This window comes from Halostagnicola sp. A56, from assembly GCF_000691505.1.
GTDB lineage: Archaea > Halobacteriota > Halobacteria > Halobacteriales > Natrialbaceae > Halostagnicola.
Genome location: NZ_JMIP02000014.1, coordinates 633110 through 650793 on the forward strand (window position 1 = coordinate 633110; position 17684 = coordinate 650793).

A 17684-nucleotide genomic window follows, 5' to 3' on the forward strand; every position below is an offset into this window, starting at 1 on the left:
CGAAACGGGTGAACGAGGCCCGTGACGCGTGCCAGACCCGCGGGAATCGATTTATGGTGGCCGTCTCAGGTGTCGTCCGAATGCGTCTTCAGAACTGCTGTGGTGAGTCACCTGAGTGGCCGCGGGACGCGAACGGATTCACCCTGACTGTGAAAGAAACTGAACCGGTTACTCTCTTGAGTAATGGGTTCGGTTCTCAGCGGCAAAGAATTGAACCGAATATGTTCGCACTTGTATTTCGCTACGGCGACCGTTCGACGAGTCGGGCGTCCTCAGGAGCAAACCCGACGGTCAATTCCTCGGTGGGCACCTCCTCGAGCGCCAAGACGACCGGTATCCCGTTCCACCGACCATGAACGCGAACGGTCGGGCCGAGGAATTCGCTGGTTTCGACGGTCACCGGGAACCGGTTGGTCGACGCCGTCCGCGAGAGGTGTTCCGGTCGAATACAGATCGTCATGCGATCGGCGACGGACGGCCGTCCGCGGTCGCCCGATTGCTCGGGGCCGCGCTTGCCAGATTGCTTGAGACCGCGTTCGCCCGACCGCTCCAGGCCGCGTTCGCCTGATCGTTCGAGGTTACGTTCGCCCTCGAGCGCCGGCACTCGAAACGTTCGGTCGCCGATTTCCACCCGCGTCTCCTCGGCGCTCGACTCGAGCACCCTGGCTTCGAAGACGTTGTTGTCGCCGACGAACTCGGCGACGAACCGGCTCGCCGGATCGCGATAGACCGTCTCCGGCGGTCCGACCTGTTCGACCGCGCCGTCGTTCATCACGGCGACGCGGTCGGAGACGGCGAGCGCCTCTTCCTGATCGTGTGTCACGTAGACGGTCGTGATCTCGAGTCGCTCCTGGATTCGCTTGAGCTGTCGGCGGAGCGATTCCCGAAGGCGAGCGTCGAGCGCGCTCATCGGTTCGTCGAGCAGGAGCACGCTGGGTTCGGGAGCGAGTGCGCGAGCGAGCGCGACGCGCTGTTGCTGACCGCCGGAGAGCTGGTCCGGTTCCCGATCGCCCATCCCCTCGAGATCGACGAGTTCGAGCAACTCCGCGATGCGCCGGTCGCTCGAGGGATCCCCCTCCGACTCGAGAAACTGGAGGCCGTAGCCAATGTTTTCGGCGACGGTCATGTGCGAGAAGAGCGCGTAGTTCTGGAAGACGACGCCGACGTCGCGGTTTTCAGGCTTGGTCCCGCTCGCGGGCTCGCCATCGAACGAAACCGTTCCCGTCGTCGGCTCCTCGAAGCCCGCGATGGTCCGGAGCGTCGTCGTCTTTCCGCAGCCGGAAGGGCCGACAAGGGTGAAGAACTCCCCATCCCGAACGCGGAGGTCGACCGACTCGAGCGCCGCAGTCCCGTCCTCGTTTGCCCCGTATCGCTTCGAGACGGACTCGAGGCGGAGTTCGGTCACCGTTCGAACCTCCCGCCGACGCGGTCGATGACGACGAAACTCGAGGCGGTGACGAAAAGCAGGATCGTCCCCATCGCGATGGCGGGACCGGACCGCCGCCCGAGATACCGCTCGAGTGCGACTGGCATGGTGTAGGCGTCGGTCCCGCCCGCCAAAATCACCGTCGAAGAGAACTCGCCGATCGAGATGGCAAAGGCGAACGCCGCGCCGGCGACGATCCCGCTCGCGATCAGCGGCAGTTCGATATCGAGGAGGGCGCGGATTCGGGAGGCCCCGAGCGCGCGCGCCGACTCCACGACCGTCGGGTCGAGGTTCGACAGCAGCGGGGAGACGTTCCGCGTCACGAACGGGTAGGCGGCGACCGCGTGGGCGACGACGATGGCGACCGGTCCGGTCACTTCGAACTGCCAGCCGTAGGGGAGCTCGATTCCGAAGACGAGGCCCTGAAGGAGTCCGATTCCGACGACGACGCCGCTGACGGCTAGGGGAACCATCGCGAGGGTTTCGACGATCGTTCCGCTCCATCCGGCTCGAGCGGTGAGCACGCTCACGACGACGCCCATCGGCACGGCGAGTGCCAGCGTCCCGACGCCGAAAAGCAGCGAGTTTCGAATTGCCGGAAACGGCCGCGTCTGGAACGCCGCCCCGTCGAGTTGTCGCTCGAGCAGGAACGAAAAGTGCCCGAGGGTGAACCCGCTGGCGTCGGTGACGCTGCCGACGACGAGACTCGCCATCGGGCCGACGAAGACGACGAGTGCGATGACGCCGTAGCAGCCGATCGCGAGCCGCCGCGGCGACAGCGCGGTTCTAACGTCGGGAAAGAGCGGCTCTCGAGCGGTCCTCGCGTCGACTCGAGCGAGCCCGGTCTGGGCGGACTCGTATCGGAGGTAGACGTAGGTGAGCGCGAGCGAGAGGACCGTCTCGAGCAGGGCCAGCGTCGCGGCCTCGGCGTACTCGAGCTGTCGCATTCGGTCGTAGATCCAAACCTCGACGGTCGCCAGCTCGAGGCCGCCAAGCGCGAGCACGATTGGGAAGGTCATGAACGTGAAGACGAACGTCAACAGCGCCCCAGTCAACACCGCCGGGAGCAGTTGCGGAACGACGACATCGCGAAAGGCGCGCCGCCGGCTCGCACCGAGGCTGCGGGCCGTATCGACGGTCCGCGTGTCGATCGATTCCCATGCGGCGACGGTGATTCTGGCGATCAGCGGCGCGTTGTAGAACGCGTGGGCGAGGATAACGATTACGAGCGGACTGAACTGCATGAACGGAACCGGGCCGAGGCCGACCAGTCCGAGCAGTGAGTTGAGCGTCCCCGCCTGTCCGAACATGGCGTAGAACCCGACCGCGACCATGATTCCGGGGAGGACGAACGGGAGGATCGTCAGCGACCGGATCGTCCGCCGGCCGCGAAACTCGTAGTTCGCGAGGATAGCCGCCGCCGGCAGCGCGAGCGCGACGCTCGCGACTGTCGAGAGCGTCGCCTGATAGGCGGTAAATCCGAAGAGGCCGCCCCGAAAACCCGGCGTCTGAATCGACAGCCAGGGCAGCGGGAGATCGATTCCCGGAAGCGGCGTCACGACCGTCGGCGAGATCGAACTCGAGCCGATCCAGTCGGCGAGCGCCCCGATGTGGCTCCCGATCGCCAGCGGGTTCTCGAAGACCGCAGCAAGCGACCCAACGTAGAATGGGTCGGTCAGAACGTCGCGAACGGGCTCGAGGGTCGGCACTCCCTCGACGAACGCCGCGTTCGCGAAGACGACGCCGATGGGGAAGTACAACATGACGACGAGCGCGCCCGCAGTCAGCGCGGCGGCCAGTCCCAGAGCGTGGCGCTCGAGCCAATTCCCACCGCTCACTGCCCACCGGTCTGAACTCCCTCGGCGAATCGAGCGGCGGTCGAACCAGCTTCGTTCACTGTCGCGTCGTCGCTTCGTGTCACGGTGTTACTGGGCGATCGTCCGTCCCCACTCGTCGACCCAGCCGGAGAGGTTCCCCTCGAGTTCGTCGTAGGTGAACGTGATCGATTCGTCGGGCTCGAGAGCGTGGTCGTAGAAGTCCTCGCCCAGATCGACGTGTTCGTCCGCGACCGCCGGGAACTGGACGTTCTTCTCGGCGATCGCCGCCTGGGCCTCGCCCGTGAGCGCGAAGTCCATGAACTCGTGGGCCAGTTCGGCGTTTCCGCTGTCGGCGAAGACGGCCATCCCCTCGTGGTTTTCGTACCCTTTCCCGTCAAGGAACGCGACCTGATGGCGCGTGAGGTCGCCGCCCGCGTAAAAGACCTGATCGGTCGAGTAGGAGACGATGACCGACCGCTCTTCGTTGTCGTAGGGGCCGTAGTACGTGTCGGTCCAGCTATCGCCGATCAAGGTATCGTTTGCCTGCAGATCTTCCCAGTACTCGAGGTAGCCGTCCTCGCCGTACATATCGATCGTCCAGAGCAGGAAGGCCCGCCCCGGATCGGAGCGCTGTGCGTTCTGGACGACGAACTCGCTTTCGTACTCGCTCTCGAGCAACTGATCGAGCGTTTTGGGCGTCTCGACTGCGCTTTCGTCGTAGACGAGGCTGATGTAGCCCGTGTCGTAGGGAATCACTCGGTCGTCCGGGTCACCGAAGTCGATATCGTCCCGAACGCGGTCGACGTTCTCGAGTTCGTCCCGATCGATCGGATCGAACAACTGCCCGCCGAACGTCTCGTCGATGCGGACGAGGTCGTCGACGTTGAGCCCAAGGTAGACGTCGGGCCCGATCTCGTTTCCCTGCTTGGCATCCCGAACGTAGCGATTGATCCCGTTTTCGGGAACCGTCCACTTGAGCTCTGTGTCGGGATATTCGTCCTCGAACGCCTCCGTGAGCCACTCGGCCGGCGAGGGCGCGTCTTCGAAGTTCCCCTCGACGAAGGACGTGTAGCTCGCGATCTCGAGTTGTCCGTCGCCGTCCCCATCTCCGTCACCGTTCCCGCCGTTTTCACGCGTCAGACAGCCGGCAAGTCCGGCAGTAACTGCCCCCATTCCGGCTGCGCGAACGAACGATCGTCGTTGCATTACTCGGTTGTTACACTGGGTGGTCTTAAGCGCCGTGATCGATCCGTTCGCCGTTTTGACTCCGATAACGGCGCTCGTGGGGCGTCTCCGCCCTCTCACTTCCGACCCGTCCTCGAGATCCCCACCGACTTTTTCTCCGTGGCCGTCGACTAGCGACTCGAGCATGGCTTCCGGACGGACACTCGTCAACGCGGTCATCGGCGCGGTCGTCGGCGTCGTCTTCTCCTTTCTCCCGATATCGCCGGCAATCGGCGGCGCGGTGGCCGGCTTCCTCGAGGGGCCGGACGGCCGGGACGGACTCGTCGCCGGCACGCTAGCGGGACTGATAATGTTCTTGCCGATGGCCGGCATAGCGATGCTCTTTCTCGTCTTCTTTGGCTTCGGCGTCGGGTTCGTCGGCGTCCCCGCCAGCGGTGCCCTGTTCGGGCTGGTGGTGCTCGGACTAATCGCGGGGACGCTGTTCGTCACTATCGTCGGCCTCTCGATCCTCGGCGGGCTGCTCGGCGCGTACGTCGCGCGGGAGTACCCCGACAAACACGCCGCCTCGCGGGAAACGATCGGAATGGATCGGGGGTCGACCCGTTCGACCAACGCGTCGTCGACCCCGCGATCACCCTCCGACACGGCCGATCGGGTCGGCCGCTCCGACGCCGATCGGGCCGATGACCGCCAGTCGGACTCCTACTGGGACCGGGACCGACCGCCGGTCACCGACGACCGCGAGGAGCATTGGACCGGCTCTCGAGACGAGAACACCGACGGGAGCGACGACGGGCGAGACAGCGACGCTCGAGACGACGATTCGCGATAGCTCACCGACCGATCGCCGGGCCGTCTCGATCACCGACCACTTCGATCGCCGACCGCCTACTCGTACCGGAGCGCGTCGATCGGATCAGTTCGCGCGGCTCGCCAGGCGGGATACAGGCCGGAGACGATACCGACGAGGACGCCGACGACGATGGCGAGCGCGACGTACTCGAGCGGGTAGACGAGCGGGAGGTCGATGTACCACGCGCCGAGATAGCCCGTCGCGAACCCGAGTGCGGTCCCAAGCACCGCGCCGACGAGGCCGAGGATCACCGACTCCATCAGGAAGAGGCCGAGTACGTCGCGGTTCTGCGCACCGACGGCTTTCATGATGCCGATCTCGCGCGTGCGCTCGGTGACCGACACGAGCATGATGTTCGCGATTCCGATCGAGCCGACGAGCAGCGAGATCGCCGCGATACCGACGATGAAGCTCTGGAGCAGGTTCAGGATGTCCTGTACCTGCTGGAGGAGCTCGGTACTGGTCTCGAGCGAGACGACGAGATCGTCCCCCAGGAACTCGCTCGCGTCGGACTCGTCGCTCTCGAGATAGTTCGTGGCGGCGTCTCGAGCGGCCTCGATAGCCGCGTCGTCGCTCGACTCGGCCTCGACCACGATGGCGGTAAACCGGACGCTCTCGGCGCTCGAGTCGCCGTTTGCCCCGTCTTGCATCGAGAGCGTGCGGGTTTGCAGGCCGCCAGTGTCAGTGTGACTCGCGGCTCCGTACCGTTCCGCGTTGCTCGTAATAACTGGCAGTCCGGCGTCGCTCGCATTCGTCGGTTGTTCGGCGTCACTCGCGTTAGTCGGCTGTCCAGCGACACTCGCATTACTCGGCTCTCCGCCGTCACTCGCGTTGGGCGACTGTCCGCTGTCGTTCGCACCCGGCACACCGCTCTGATTCGTCCCACCGTTCTGGCTGGGTCCGTCCCCCTGACCGGCTCCGGCGCCCAGTCCCGCTATCTGCTCCGTGTAGTAGGGGTCGGTCGGAACGTAGATTCGCGGCGAGCTCTCGAAGCCCTCGAACGGACTCAACCCTTCCGAGGTCTCGGTGATCCCGACTACCTCGGTTTCGATCTCCTGACCGCCGAGCAGGGTGAGCGTGATGGTGTCGCCGACCGCTACCTCATCTTCGAACTGGCCGGCAGCAGCGGGGTTGAGAACCGCCTGGGTCTCCCCCATCTCGAACTGTTCGCCCGCCTCGAGATTGTCGTTCCCGATATACGACGGCCCGGACGCGACCACCCCGTCGCCTTGTGGAACCGTCTCGTTTCCGCTGGAGACCGTCTGCGCCTGTAACGGCGCGTAGCCGTAGGCCGCCTCGACGTCCTCCAGTTCGCCGACGGCATCGAGGTCGCTCTGGCTGAAGATCGGCTGTCCACCGGCACCCGGTCCGGCCTCGACGTCGGGATCGGCCGCCCAGCCGTAGAGGGACCGCTGGTCGTCGGGGCTGATGTCGCCGATGATACCCGCCTGGAGGCTCGCGCCGAGCGTGACGAACGCGATCACCGCCGCGATGCCGATGACGATCCCCAGCATCGTCAGCCCCGATCGAAGCTTGTGGCCGGCGATCGAACGCCACGAGAGCCCCAACGTCTCGAGGACCTTCATTTCTCCTCGACCCCGTCGAGCTCCTCGATTCGCTCGATTTTACCGTCGAGCAGGTGGACGATCCGCTCGGCGCGCTCGGCGACGTGGCGCTCGTGGGTCACGACGATCATTGTCGTCCCGCCGCCGTGGAACTCCGCGAAGAGGTCGAGTACCTGCGATTCCGTTTCCGTGTCGAGGTTCCCCGACGGCTCGTCCGCGAGGACGATCGCCGGGTCGTTCACCAGCGCTCGAGCGAGCGCGACCCGCTGGCGTTGACCGCCCGAAAGCTCGTTCGGGAGGTGGTCGATCCGATCTCCCAGCCCGACGCGCTCTAAGAGTTCGCGCGCCCGGTCGCGCCGATCGCCTCGAGAGATCCCCTGAAACAGTTGCGGGAGCGCGACGTTCTCGAGGGCGTTCAGCCGCGGCATGAGGTTGAACGTCTGGAATACGAAGCCGACCTCGCTGCCGCGCAACCGGGTTCGCTCGCGGCTGGAGAGGTCGCGCACGTCCTTGTCGTCGACGACGACCGCCCCCGCCGTTGGCGTATCGAGACAGCCGACGAGGTTCATCAGCGTCGACTTGCCCGAGCCGCTCGGACCCATGATCGCGGTGTAAGACCCGCGGGGAATCTCGAGCGAGACGCCGTCGAGCGCGTGGACGGGCTCACCCAGCTGGTAGGTTTTGCGGACGTCCTCGAGCGAGACCGCAATCTCGGGCTCCGAAATCGTCCCCGTGTTCGACATGGTGGTCCCCTCCACATCGTCGGCGAAAAACCTTCGCGGCTACCCCACTGGGTGCAGACCGCTCGCCGTCGCCGGCGAACGGGAGGTGCAACGTTTTTTGCGCCCCCGCACAGTGCTCGAGACATGAAGCGTACGGGCGGCTCCGACGAGGCGAAACGCCGGGCGGGCGAACGCGCCGCCGCGGCGGTCGAAGACGGGTTCGTCGTGGGGCTCGGCACCGGTTCGACGACGGCCCACGCGATCAGGGCGATCGGCGAGGCGGTCGAGAACGGACTCGAAGTGCAAGGAATCCCTACCTCCTTTCAGTCCCGCCAGCTCGCGCTCGAGGTCGGGATCCCGCTTACGTCCCTGGATGCGGTCTCGAGCGTCGACCTGGCGATCGACGGTGCCGATCAGGTGGTCGACACCGGCGACGGCACCGAGCAGGTCCTCGACCGATCCGACGCGGGCGACGGCGACCTGATCAAAGGCGGCGGCGCGGCCCACACGCGCGAGAAGATCGTCGACGCCGCGGCCGATCGGTTCGTCGTCGTCGCGGATCCCTCGAAACTCGTCGACCGCCTCTCGGGACCGGTCCCGCTCGCGGTGGTGCCCGAGGCCCACACGGTCGTCGCCGACGCGGTCCGCGAACTGGGCGGGGAGCCGACCCTCCGGGCGGCCGAGTGCAAGGACGGCCCCGTCGTCACCGACGCCGCAATCTCATCCTCGATTGCTCGTTCGGCCCGCTCGAGGATCCGGAGCACCTCGCGAGTCGGCTCGCGTCGATCCCCGGCGTCGTCGAACACGGGCTGTTCGTCGGGCGAACCGACGCGACCTACGTCGGGACCGAGTCGGGCGTCGAGGTGCGCGAGTACTGAGCGACTGGCGGCAGACGGCTATTCCGGTAGGCGACTACGTGACGAAAGCCGATTACTGACGAAAAATCCCTCTGAGAAAAAGCGATTACCTCTGAAAGACGACTGCTCAGTCGAGCCTGTAAGTTACAGGTCGGCGCCCCGGAACCGGCGGTGTCCGAACCACGTCGCGAACGCGATCCAGCCCAGCAGGACCGCGACGGCGAACGCCGGGCGCTCGTAGAACGCGGGCTCCTGGGGCGGTCGAATAAAGCCGATCCCGCCGAGGGCCGGGAATACGTCCGCGATCAGATAGGTGTAGGCTGCCATCGGATTCAACGCGACGACGAAGTCGTACCACGCGGGAAACGTCTCCGGATACGACAGGCCGTTGCTAGCGTACACGACGAGGCGCGGGAACTGCGCCCAGATGTTGGCGGCGAAGATCACGAAGGTAGCGAACGCGGCGACGGTCGCTCGAGTCGCCGTTCGCGTCGTCGCCGATATCAGTACCGCGACGGCGGTGAACGTGATCGCGAGGAGGATCAACACGAGCGTGGATCCAACGAGAGCGACTGGATCAATCGAGACACCGCGGAGATAACCGACCGGGATGGCGACGACGGTTGCGATCACTAGCGCCCCTGTGATGAGGATACTGCGCCCGATCAGCGTGCCGAGGACGACCGTCTTCCGCGAGAACGGGAGCCCGAGAACGACCGTCAACGCACCGGACGTCCGCTTTTCGACGAGCGAGGAACAGAAAAACCCGAGCACGAGCAGGGGCGTCAGCAACGCGAGTGGGGTCGCGAGTTTCGCGAACAGGTCGATCTCCGCGGGATCGACCGCCGGGTTGCTCCCGGCGCTGTTGGTCACCCAGAACCCGACGAGCGCGTACAGTCCGAGGATCACCTGCGCCTGCCGCTCGCGAACGGTGTCGCGGACATCTTCGCGAACGTACAGCCCCAGTCGCGAGCCGTCGCCGACCGCCATCAGGCGACACCCCTCGTGTAGTGCTCGAAGAGGTCATCGAGCGACGTCTCGCTGGTCGTCACGTTCGTCACGTCGGCCGCCGACTCGTGGAAGGCGGCGATCACGGGCGCCTTCGCGTGGTTTCGACAGGCGACGACGACCGCCGTTCCGTTCGTTCGAACGTCGGCGACGCCGTCGATCTCGCCCACTCGAGCGGATACGTCCGACGGGACCGTCGACAGTTCGACCGTGACCGTGGCCGACTGGCCGGTCTCCGCCCGGAGGCTCTCGAGGTTGTCGACGGCGACCAGTTGCCCGGCGTCGAGGATGCCGACGCGGTCACAGACCGACTCGACTTGCTCTAAGATGTGACTCGAGAAGAAGACCGTCGCACCGCGCGCGTTCTCCTCGCGGACGATTTTGCGCATGGTTCGTGCCCCGTTGGGATCGAGCCCCGTCGAGGGTTCGTCCAGAATCAGCAGGTCGGGTTCGCCGGCGAGGGCCATCGCGAGCATGAGTCGCTGGGCCATCCCCTTCGAGTACTCCTCGACGGGGTATTCGTCGGGTCCGCGCATGTCGACCCGCTCTATGAGTTCGTCCGGGTCGTCGTCCGCGTCCTTGGCGTCGATGGCGAACTCGACGTGCTCGCGACCCGTTCGCTCGCCGATGGGGCCGTAGCCGTCGGGGAGGACGCCGATGCGCTCTCTGGCGGCGACGCTATCGCCGGGGATATCGTTGCCGAACACTCGAACCGAGCCCTCTGTCGGTTCGGCATAATCGAGGAGGAGGTCGATCGTCGTCGACTTGCCGGCCCCGTTCGGGCCTAAAAACCCGAATATCTCACCCTCACGAACGGTGAGATCGAGGTCCTGTACGGCCGTGACCGAGCGGTTTCCGAAGAAACCGTAACTCGTGTACCGCTTGGTCACGCCGCTGAGTTCGATGGCGGCCATACTCGAGAGCGAGCGTCCATCTACATAGACTTTATTATCTGTTGTCATATATGCCGAACCGGGTTCTCCCCGAGCCGGTTCGACCCCCGAGACGGACGTCTCGCGCCGGCGACCACTTTCACCCCGATACACGAATTCTTAACCGGGACCGCCTCGAATCGACGGCAATGGCAGCGACGGACGAGGAAATCCCCTCCATCGATCACCCCCTGCTCGAGCCGGACTTCCTCGAGCGCCGACTCTATCAACTGAAACTCGCGGGCACGGCCGCGAACGACCACACGCTGGTCTGTCTCCCGACCGGGCTGGGCAAGACGACAGTGAGCCTGCTCGTGACCGCCCGCAGGCTCGAGGAGGTCGGCGGCAAGTCGCTCATGCTCGCGCCGACGAAACCCCTCGTCCAGCAACATGCGGAATTCTACCGAGAGGCTCTCCAGATCCCCGACGACGAGATCGTCGTCTTTACGGGCGACGTAAGTCCGGACGACCGGGCCGCGCTGTGGGACGAATCGACCGTCATCATGGCGACGCCGCAAGTAATCGAGAACGATCTCGTTGGGAGTCGTATCTCGCTTTCGGACGTGACCCACATCACCTTCGACGAGTGCCACCGGGCGACCGGCGACTACGCCTACAACTACATCGCAGAGCGGTACCACGCCGACGCGAACCAGCCGCTCGTGACCGGAATGAGCGCCTCGCCGGGCGGCGACGAGGAGGCTATCCTCGAGGTGTGTGAGAACCTCGGGCTCCACGAGGTCGAAGTGATGACCGAGGAAGATGCGGACGTTTCGGAGTTCACCCACGACACCGACGTCGAGTGGGAACGAATCGACCTTCCCGAAGCGGTCATCGAGATCCGCGACGCCCTGAACGAGGTGATCACGGAGCGCCTCGAGAAACTCAAGGAACTCGGCATCGCGAAGTCGACCCAGCCGGACCAGTCCCAGAAGGATCTAAACCGGATGCGCGCCGAGTTACAGGAGCTGATCAACAACGACCAGTCGGAGGGGTTCAAAGGCATGTCCGTCCACGCCGAGGTGATGAAACTCCGGCAGGCGGTGACGCTCGTCGAGACCCAGAGCGTCGAGGCGCTACGGCGGTACTTCGACCGCCAGCGCAACCAGGCCCGATCCTCGGGCGCATCGAAGGCGAGCCAGCGACTCGTCTCGGACCCGCGGGTCAAAGAGTCGATGCGAAAGGCCGAGAAGTACGACGAACTCCACCCCAAGTACCGAAAAACGCGGATGCTGCTCGCCGAAACGCTCGGCCTCGAGGGCGGCGAGCGGGTCATCGTGTTCACCGAGTCCAGAGACACCGCGGAGGCGCTGACGGACTTCCTCAACGACAGCTTCGACGCCAAACGCTTCGTCGGCCAGGGCGACCGCGAGGGCTCCGACGGGATGACCCAGACCCAACAGCAGGAGGTGCTAAACGATTTCCGGGCGGGCGAGTTCGAGGTACTCGTCTCGACGTCCGTCGCCGAAGAAGGACTCGACGTTCCCGAAGTCGACCTCGTGCTCTTTTACGAACCCGTGCCGACGGCGATTCGATCCATCCAGCGCAAGGGCCGAACCGGACGTCAGTCCGAGGGTCGGGTCGTCGTCCTGATGGCAGAAGACACGCGCGACGAGGCCTACTTCTGGATTTCGCGCCGTCGCGAGAAGGAGATGGAGAACGAACTGCGCGAACTGAAGGGAATGGCCGACGACTTAGAGGAGGAACTCGACGACGCCCAGCAGTCCCTCGCCGCGTTCGAGAGCGCTGGCGGGGACGGGGGCGGAGGCGGGAGTAATAGCAGGAGTGCCACCGCGAGCGAAACCGAAGCGGAAGTGAACGACGGAACGCAGAAATCGCCCGACGGAGCCGCCTCCTCCAGTGGAAGTGAGGGGGTTGCCGATCGGCCAGGATTGCGCGAATTCCACGGCGGTGACGACGGTGATGACGGCGATAGCGGCGACAGCGGCGATGACGGCGATGGCGGTGACCGAACCGACGACTCCGCGGATGCCGAAATCGAACCGCACGAGCCCCACGCTGAGGGCGACGCGATCGAAATCGTCGCCGACCAGCGCGAGATGGACGCGAACATCGCTCGAGAGCTCTCGAAACGCGATGATGTCGATATCCGCCTCGAGACGCTCGATGTGGGGGATTACGTGCTCTCGGATCGGGTCGTCGTCGAGCGCAAGTCGGTCGCTGACTTCGTAGACTCGCTGGTCGGGGGCGATCGGTCGGTCTTCGAGCAGGTCGGCGCGATGGCCAGACACTACTCCCGTCCGGTCGTCGTCGTCGAAGGCGACGGGCTGTACGAACAGCGGGACGTCCACCCGAACGCGGTCAGAGGCGCGCTCTCGAGTCTCGCCGTCGACTTCGGCGCGAGCGTGCTCCGGACCGAAGACGAAACCGATACGAAAGAACTGCTCGGCGTCATCGCCGGGCGCGAACAGGAGACGTCGGACCGCGAGGTCTCGGTCCACGGCGAGAAACAGAGCAAAACGCTTGCCGAACAACAGGAGTACGTCGTCGGCTCCATCGCCGAAATCGGGCCGGTGACCGCCCGCTCGTTGCTCTGTGAGTTCGGCACCGTCGAGGCGGTGATGATCGCGACCGAAGACGAGTTACAGGCCGCAGACGGCGTCGGCTCGGTCACCGCAGAGCGGATCCGCGAGGTTATCGGGAGCGACTACACCGGCTCTGGAAAATAACCGGCACAGAAGATTCCACCTCACCTCACCGCAACGCCGACAGCGCCTCGCTCGCCTCGCGGGCGGCCTCGAGACACTCCCTGGCGTATCGGGGATCGTCCGTTTCGGCGGCCTTCCGGGCGAATCGCTCGAGGGATTCGACCAGCGCGTCCTGGGCAGTCTCGAGGTCGCCTTCGAGTGCGACTGGCGTCCCGCGGTCGTCGCCGGTGCGTGCTCGGGAGGGCGTTGTGCTCGGCGCGGATCGAGGCGACTCGTCCCGGGTCTCGGACGGCTGGGCGGCCGGTCGGTCGGGGCTCGAGGGCTTAGACGGCTGCGTGGTCGTTCGGTCTGGGCTCGAGGGCTCGGTCGAACCGTCTCGAGGCTGGGTCGGCGGCGTCTGCTCCGTCGCCGTCGCGCCCGATCGGTCGGCGGCTGTCTCGGACGCGTCGGCAGTCGTTTCGGACACATCGACTGGCCCGGACGAGTCGACGGCTTCGGATGAGTTCACCGGCTCAGACGCGTCCGCCGGCGTCGCGGTATCCGTCTCGGACCCTGCGGCCGGGGCTTGGCCGTCGGGAGCGCTCGTCTGTTGTGAATCCTGCGTCGTCGACTCGTCGGCCGGAGACGCCTCTACACCCTCGGCGCTGCCGTGACAGGACGGGCAGAACGTCGTGCCGTTCTGCTGGAAGAGCGGATCGCCGCAGGTGTTACAGTGGGTGTTGGTCATCCGCGCGCCCTTGAGCAGGAGGTCGCTCATCCGCTGGGTCGCCTCCCGCTCGCGTTTGTCCTGCTCGTACTTCTCCCGAAGCTTCTCCCGTTCGGCTTCCTTGTCGAAGTCGCTCATACTCGTCTCAACGGGCTGGAACGTCGAAAAAGCTGCGAAGGTGGGGCAGGCGCGTTCGGACTGTCGATCTCGCCCGTTTCCATCAGCGAACGGCCGCCTCGAGCGCGGCGACCGCCGCTTCGGGGGTTTCGACGACCTTGATTCCGGGGACCTCGTGGGTGTCGATCCCGACGATCGGACGGTCGTAGACCTGCGCGAGGCCGATCTCCGAGAGCGTCCCGGCACTGCCGGCCAGCGCGAGGACGGCGTCCCCGTTCATCGGGACGAGCGCGTTTCGGGCGTGGCCGAGTCCAGTCGCGACGGCCGTGTCGACGTACTCGTTGGCGTCGGCTCGTCGATCGGTCGGCAAGATTCCGATCGTCTCGCCGCCTTCGGAGTTTGCGCCGCGACAGACCGCTTCCATCGTGCCGCCCAACCCACCGCAGACGACCGTGTGGCCGTTCGCCGCGAGCGCTTTCCCGACTGCAACCGCGGTTCGCTCCTGTCCGTTCGTGATCGTTCCACCGCCGACGACGCTCACGCGCATACTCGAGTTTCGACACCCCGTCCTATGATCGGTTCGGTCATCGACGGTGTGTGGAGAACTCGAGCGCACCCTCAGTCGGTCGACGACCATCGATTCGACGACGGGTATCTCGTCCAAACTGACGGGTTTCGACGGATTTAACGCGTGGGATGGTGCACCATTACGTGGTATGACGAAAGTTAGCGTGGTCGGCGCGGCCGGGACGGTCGGGGCCGCCGCAGGCTACAACATCGCGCTTCGAGATATCGTGGACGAACTCGTCTTCGTCGACATTCCGGACAAGGAAGACGACACGATCGGACAGGCCGCCGATACGAACCACGGCGTCGCCTACGACTCCAACACGGTCATCCGGCAGGGGGGATACGAGGACACCGCAGGCTCGGACGTGGTCGTCATCACGGCGGGCATCCCGCGCCAGCCCGGACAGACCCGGATCGACCTCGCGGGCGACAACGCCCCCATCATGGAGGACATCGGCTCCTCGCTCGCGGAACACAACGACGACTTCGTCACGATCACCACGTCGAACCCGGTCGACCTGCTCAACCGGCACCTCTACGAGACCGGCGAGCGCGCACGGGAGCAGGTGATCGGCTTCGGCGGTCGACTCGATTCAGCTCGCTTCCGGTACGTTATTGCCCAGCGCTACGACGTTCCCGTCCAGAACGTCGAGGCGACGATCCTCGGCGAACACGGCGACGCGCAGGTCCCCGTCTTCTCGAAGGTCCGAGTCAACGGCCGCGACCTCGAGTTCACGGCCGAGGAGAAGGAGGAACTGCTCTCGGAACTCCAGACCTCGGCGATGAACGTCATCGAGAAGAAAGGCGCGACCCAGTGGGGGCCGGCCACCGGCGTCGGCCACATGGTCGAGGCCGTCCTCCGCGATACAGGCGAAGTGCTACCCGCGAGCGTAAAACTCGAGGGCGAGTTCGGACACGAGGGGACCGCGTTCGGCGTCCCGGCCAAACTCGGCGCGAACGGAATCGAAGAGATCGTCGAGTGGGACCTCTCGGAGTTCGAGCGCAACGAACTTGGCGAGGCCGCGGAGAAACTCTCCGAGCAGTACGAGAAGATCTCGTAGGCGTCTCGTTCCGTCGGAAGGTTTTTCGTCAGTTGTGCGCAGATCGAACGAAACGGCCTGCGTTATCGATTTTCCACTCGCGTCTCGAGCGGGCCGGGATCGAGCGTCACCCCGAGTGACGGCTCGAGGGTCTCCACAAGGCGACTGAACTCGACACGGCGGGCGAGCGCTGCGAGTGCGAGTTGGAGTTCGACCATCGCAAAACGCATGCCGAGGCAGTGGCGTGGTCCGCCGCCAAAGGGGAAGTACGCGTACTCCGGCCGTTCGGTATCTGCGAGCCACCGTTCGGGGCGAAAGGTCTCGGGGTCGGCCCACCAGCGCTCGTCACGATGGATACCGTAAACTGAGAGCTGTAGGGTCATCCCGGTCGGGATCCGATAGCCGGACAGCACCGTCTCAGCCAGCGGTTCGCGGTAGATGCCCGTGACCGGCGGATAGAGTCGCATCGCTTCCTTGAGGACAGCTTCGGTGTACTCGAGGTGAGCACGGTCTCCGATCGTGGGATTCCGGTCGTTGCAGACGGCCGCGAGTTCCGACTCGAGTTCGGCACGAACGCTCGAGTTACCAGCGAGGAGCCAGCAGGCCACTGCGAGCGCCGTCGCCGTTGTCTCGTGACCGGCAAAGAGGAACGTGACGAGTTGATCTCGAATCTCGTCAGCCGAGAGTCGCGACCCATCCGGGTACTCCGCTCGAGCCAGCACCGAGAGGAGGTCATCACCCGTCGCGTCCGTTTGACGACGTTCTGTGACGAGCTCGGTGATGAGCGCCTCGAGGTCGGCCATCGCAGTCTCGTACTCGCGCTCGGCGCGGTCCGGAATCCACGACGGCAGGAATGATCCGATAGCGAGCCGCTGCGGGGATGCGTACTTGTTCACCGCGGCGGCCGCCCGCGTGACGGTCGCAATGCGCTCTCCGTCGAGCGGAAGGTCGAATAGCGTCCGGGCGAGCACGCGGAGCGTGTACGTCGACAGTGCGTCCCGAAGCGCGATCTCGTCGCCGTCGTCCCAGTCGTCGACGAGTCGATTCGCCTCAGCGACCATTCCGTCGGCAACGGCGTGGATTCGATTGGGCGTGAACGACGATTGCAAGAGAGTGCGTTGTCGTCGCCAGCGCTGCCCCTCGGTGAACGCAATACCGTCGGGGGCAATGAGTTCGCCGAAGTCGGTCTCGAAATCACCTTTTTCGAACTCGTCCGATCGCGAGACCAAGATGGCTTCGACGGCGTGTGGATCGTAGACGAGTGCGAACTCGGTTCCGTATGCCTCGTAGCTGACGATATCACCGTACTGCTTCGCCGACTCGACGAACTCGAGCGGGTCGCGGACAATCGAGAGCGTGCTTCCGAGTATTGGTAGTCCTCGCGGTCCTGGTGGGAGAGCAGCGTTCGATGGGTTGGTTGCCGAAGATGGCCCGGAATCGTTGGAGTGGAGCGAGTGCGGTTCGGTATCGGACATAGTTGGACACAGGGCAGACGCAATGGTCGGCGTTCGCCCGAACCACTGAACTTCTTTATCAATGCGAATGACCTGAGCGTATGCAATCGATGGACCTGACGCTTCGCCTTCCGGAATGGATGCAGCTTTCGGTCCCCAGACCCGATTCCGAACTCGATTTTCACCGCGAGGAACTGCTCTCCTGGCACGTCGATTCCGACAGCGAGCGGGTGCGATTCCTCTCGTTGATCGTCGGTGATCCCGACAAAATCAAAGCAGCGGCGACCGACTTAGCCGTCGTCCGTCAATTCGAACTTATGCCGATCGACGATGATACGTTCTACGCTTACACCGTGATGGACATTCGGGCCGCAGACGAAACGCTGCTGGGCGCGTTCGACGAATCGGGTCTCGTTATCGTCCCGCCACTGGTCTATACCGGGCGAGAGCGAATGCACGTCACCGTACTCGGTGAACCCGACGCACTGTCGGGACTGCTTGCTCGGTTCCCCGATGATATCGGTATCGACGTACAGCGAGTCAGTGATCATCAGCGCAGAGCCGAGACGCTCGCGGGGCGATTGACGATGCGGCAGTTCGAAGCGATGGAGATGGCTCGAGAACTGGGCTACTACGACGTCCCTCGCAGCGGGTCGTTAGCCGAGGTCGCGACAGCGCTCGAATGCTCGGAAAGTGCGGCTTCGACGCTTCTTCGGACGGTCGAATCGAAATTAGTGGACGCGGCCTTACGACGGTAGTGACT

At 64.9% G+C, this 17684-nt stretch carries 14 protein-coding genes and 1 pseudogene; 5 read left to right on the top strand and 10 right to left on the bottom strand.

Annotated elements, in window-relative coordinates; genetic code table 11:
* Window positions 1-241: 241 nt before the first annotated feature.
* From EL22_RS05020 to EL22_RS05030, 3 genes are all read right to left on the bottom strand, one after another.
* Entirely contained in the window at window positions 242-1405 is a 1164-nt protein-coding gene (locus EL22_RS05020) for an ABC transporter ATP-binding protein (RefSeq protein WP_050050427.1), read from the bottom strand.
* Window positions 1402-3264 (bottom strand): iron ABC transporter permease, encoded by a 1863-nt coding sequence (locus EL22_RS05025; protein ID WP_082146670.1) that lies wholly within the window; start codon window positions 3262-3264, stop codon window positions 1402-1404. Before EL22_RS05025 ends, EL22_RS05020 begins: the two co-directional genes overlap by 4 nt.
* Before the next feature lie 87 nt (window positions 3265-3351).
* Window positions 3352-4449, bottom strand: coding sequence for a thiamine ABC transporter substrate binding subunit (locus EL22_RS05030; protein WP_050050519.1), 1098 nt, complete (start codon window positions 4447-4449; stop codon window positions 3352-3354).
* Between the two features lie 163 nt (window positions 4450-4612).
* Between EL22_RS05030 and EL22_RS05035 the strand changes: the two genes are divergently transcribed.
* A complete protein-coding gene (locus EL22_RS05035) occupies window positions 4613-5260 on the top strand; it encodes a DUF5518 domain-containing protein (protein ID WP_082146671.1) in 648 nt (215 codons plus the stop codon).
* 56 nt (window positions 5261-5316) lie between these two features.
* Here the strand turns inward: EL22_RS05035 and EL22_RS05040 are convergent, their stop codons facing one another.
* Window positions 5317-6867: an ABC transporter permease gene (locus EL22_RS05040; protein ID WP_050050429.1), complete on the bottom strand. Its 1551-nt coding sequence runs from the start codon at window positions 6865-6867 to the stop codon at window positions 5317-5319.
* Window positions 6864-7589 carry an ABC transporter ATP-binding protein gene (locus EL22_RS05045; protein WP_050050430.1) on the bottom strand — a complete coding sequence of 242 codons (726 nt, stop codon included), beginning with the start codon at window positions 7587-7589 and terminating at the stop codon, window positions 6864-6866. Before EL22_RS05045 ends, EL22_RS05040 begins: the two co-directional genes overlap by 4 nt.
* Before the next feature lie 123 nt (window positions 7590-7712).
* On the opposite strand from EL22_RS05045, the pseudogene rpiA reads away from it, so the two are divergent.
* Window positions 7713-8446 (top strand): annotated as a pseudogene (gene rpiA / locus EL22_RS05050) (ribose-5-phosphate isomerase RpiA).
* Window positions 8447-8569: 123 nt separating this feature from the next.
* On the opposite strand, the gene EL22_RS05055 reads toward rpiA, so the two are convergent.
* Together EL22_RS05055 and EL22_RS05060 are read right to left on the bottom strand one after the other, a co-directional pair.
* Window positions 8570-9415: an ABC transporter permease subunit gene (locus EL22_RS05055; RefSeq protein WP_050050431.1), complete on the bottom strand. Its 846-nt coding sequence runs from the start codon at window positions 9413-9415 to the stop codon at window positions 8570-8572.
* On the bottom strand, window positions 9415-10347 hold the full coding sequence (locus EL22_RS05060) for an ABC transporter ATP-binding protein (protein WP_050050432.1): 933 nt from the start codon (window positions 10345-10347) through the stop codon (window positions 9415-9417). The genes EL22_RS05055 and EL22_RS05060 overlap by 1 nt, the downstream gene beginning before the upstream one ends.
* A 167-nt stretch (window positions 10348-10514) precedes the next feature.
* Between EL22_RS05060 and EL22_RS05065 the strand changes: the two genes are divergently transcribed.
* Window positions 10515-13055, top strand: coding sequence for a DEAD/DEAH box helicase (locus EL22_RS05065; protein ID WP_050050433.1), 2541 nt, complete (start codon window positions 10515-10517; stop codon window positions 13053-13055).
* Window positions 13056-13080: 25 nt separating this feature from the next.
* Here EL22_RS05065 and EL22_RS05070 read toward each other — a convergent pair whose 3' ends face one another.
* Together EL22_RS05070 and EL22_RS05075 are read right to left on the bottom strand one after the other, a co-directional pair.
* Window positions 13081-13878, bottom strand: coding sequence for an Sjogren's syndrome/scleroderma autoantigen 1 family protein (locus EL22_RS05070; protein ID WP_050050434.1), 798 nt, complete (start codon window positions 13876-13878; stop codon window positions 13081-13083).
* An 82-nt stretch (window positions 13879-13960) separates the two neighbouring features.
* Window positions 13961-14404: a TIGR00725 family protein gene (locus EL22_RS05075; protein ID WP_050050435.1), complete on the bottom strand. Its 444-nt coding sequence runs from the start codon at window positions 14402-14404 to the stop codon at window positions 13961-13963.
* Window positions 14405-14573: 169 nt separating this feature from the next.
* On the opposite strand from EL22_RS05075, the gene mdh reads away from it, so the two are divergent.
* Window positions 14574-15488, top strand: a complete 915-nt coding sequence (gene mdh, locus EL22_RS05080; protein ID WP_050050436.1) for a malate dehydrogenase — start codon at window positions 14574-14576, stop codon at window positions 15486-15488.
* A gap of 62 nt (window positions 15489-15550) precedes the next feature.
* Here the strand turns inward: mdh and EL22_RS05085 are convergent, their stop codons facing one another.
* The gene (locus EL22_RS05085; RefSeq protein WP_050050437.1) at window positions 15551-16942 is read right to left on the bottom strand and encodes a cytochrome P450; all 1392 of its coding nucleotides are present in this window, start codon (window positions 16940-16942) and stop codon (window positions 15551-15553) included.
* Window positions 16943-17022: 80 nt separating this feature from the next.
* On the opposite strand from EL22_RS05085, the gene EL22_RS05090 reads away from it, so the two are divergent.
* Window positions 17023-17679: a helix-turn-helix domain-containing protein gene (locus tag EL22_RS05090; RefSeq protein WP_050050438.1), complete on the top strand. Its 657-nt coding sequence runs from the start codon at window positions 17023-17025 to the stop codon at window positions 17677-17679.
* Window positions 17680-17684: the final 5 nt, after the last annotated feature.

What these genes read in the sequence shown, in the direction of transcription:
- EL22_RS05030 (WP_050050519.1), bottom strand. Translation starts at nt 4,449, where the DNA reads ATGCAACGACGATCGTTCGTTCGCGCAGCCGGAATGGGGGCAGTTACT.
- EL22_RS05035 (WP_082146671.1), top strand. Translation starts at nt 4,613, where the DNA reads ATGGCTTCCGGACGGACACTCGTCAACGCGGTCATCGGCGCGGTCGTC.
- EL22_RS05040 (WP_050050429.1), bottom strand. Translation starts at nt 6,867, where the DNA reads ATGAAGGTCCTCGAGACGTTGGGGCTCTCGTGGCGTTCGATCGCCGGC.
- EL22_RS05045 (WP_050050430.1), bottom strand. Translation starts at nt 7,589, where the DNA reads ATGTCGAACACGGGGACGATTTCGGAGCCCGAGATTGCGGTCTCGCTC.
- EL22_RS05055 (WP_050050431.1), bottom strand. Translation starts at nt 9,415, where the DNA reads ATGGCGGTCGGCGACGGCTCGCGACTGGGGCTGTACGTTCGCGAAGAT.
- EL22_RS05060 (WP_050050432.1), bottom strand. Translation starts at nt 10,347, where the DNA reads ATGGCCGCCATCGAACTCAGCGGCGTGACCAAGCGGTACACGAGTTAC.
- EL22_RS05065 (WP_050050433.1), top strand. Translation starts at nt 10,515, where the DNA reads ATGGCAGCGACGGACGAGGAAATCCCCTCCATCGATCACCCCCTGCTC.
- EL22_RS05070 (WP_050050434.1), bottom strand. Translation starts at nt 13,878, where the DNA reads ATGAGCGACTTCGACAAGGAAGCCGAACGGGAGAAGCTTCGGGAGAAG.
- EL22_RS05075 (WP_050050435.1), bottom strand. Translation starts at nt 14,404, where the DNA reads ATGCGCGTGAGCGTCGTCGGCGGTGGAACGATCACGAACGGACAGGAG.
- mdh (WP_050050436.1), top strand. Translation starts at nt 14,574, where the DNA reads ATGACGAAAGTTAGCGTGGTCGGCGCGGCCGGGACGGTCGGGGCCGCC.
- EL22_RS05085 (WP_050050437.1), bottom strand. Translation starts at nt 16,942, where the DNA reads ATGTCCGATACCGAACCGCACTCGCTCCACTCCAACGATTCCGGGCCA.
- EL22_RS05090 (WP_050050438.1), top strand. Translation starts at nt 17,023, where the DNA reads ATGCAATCGATGGACCTGACGCTTCGCCTTCCGGAATGGATGCAGCTT.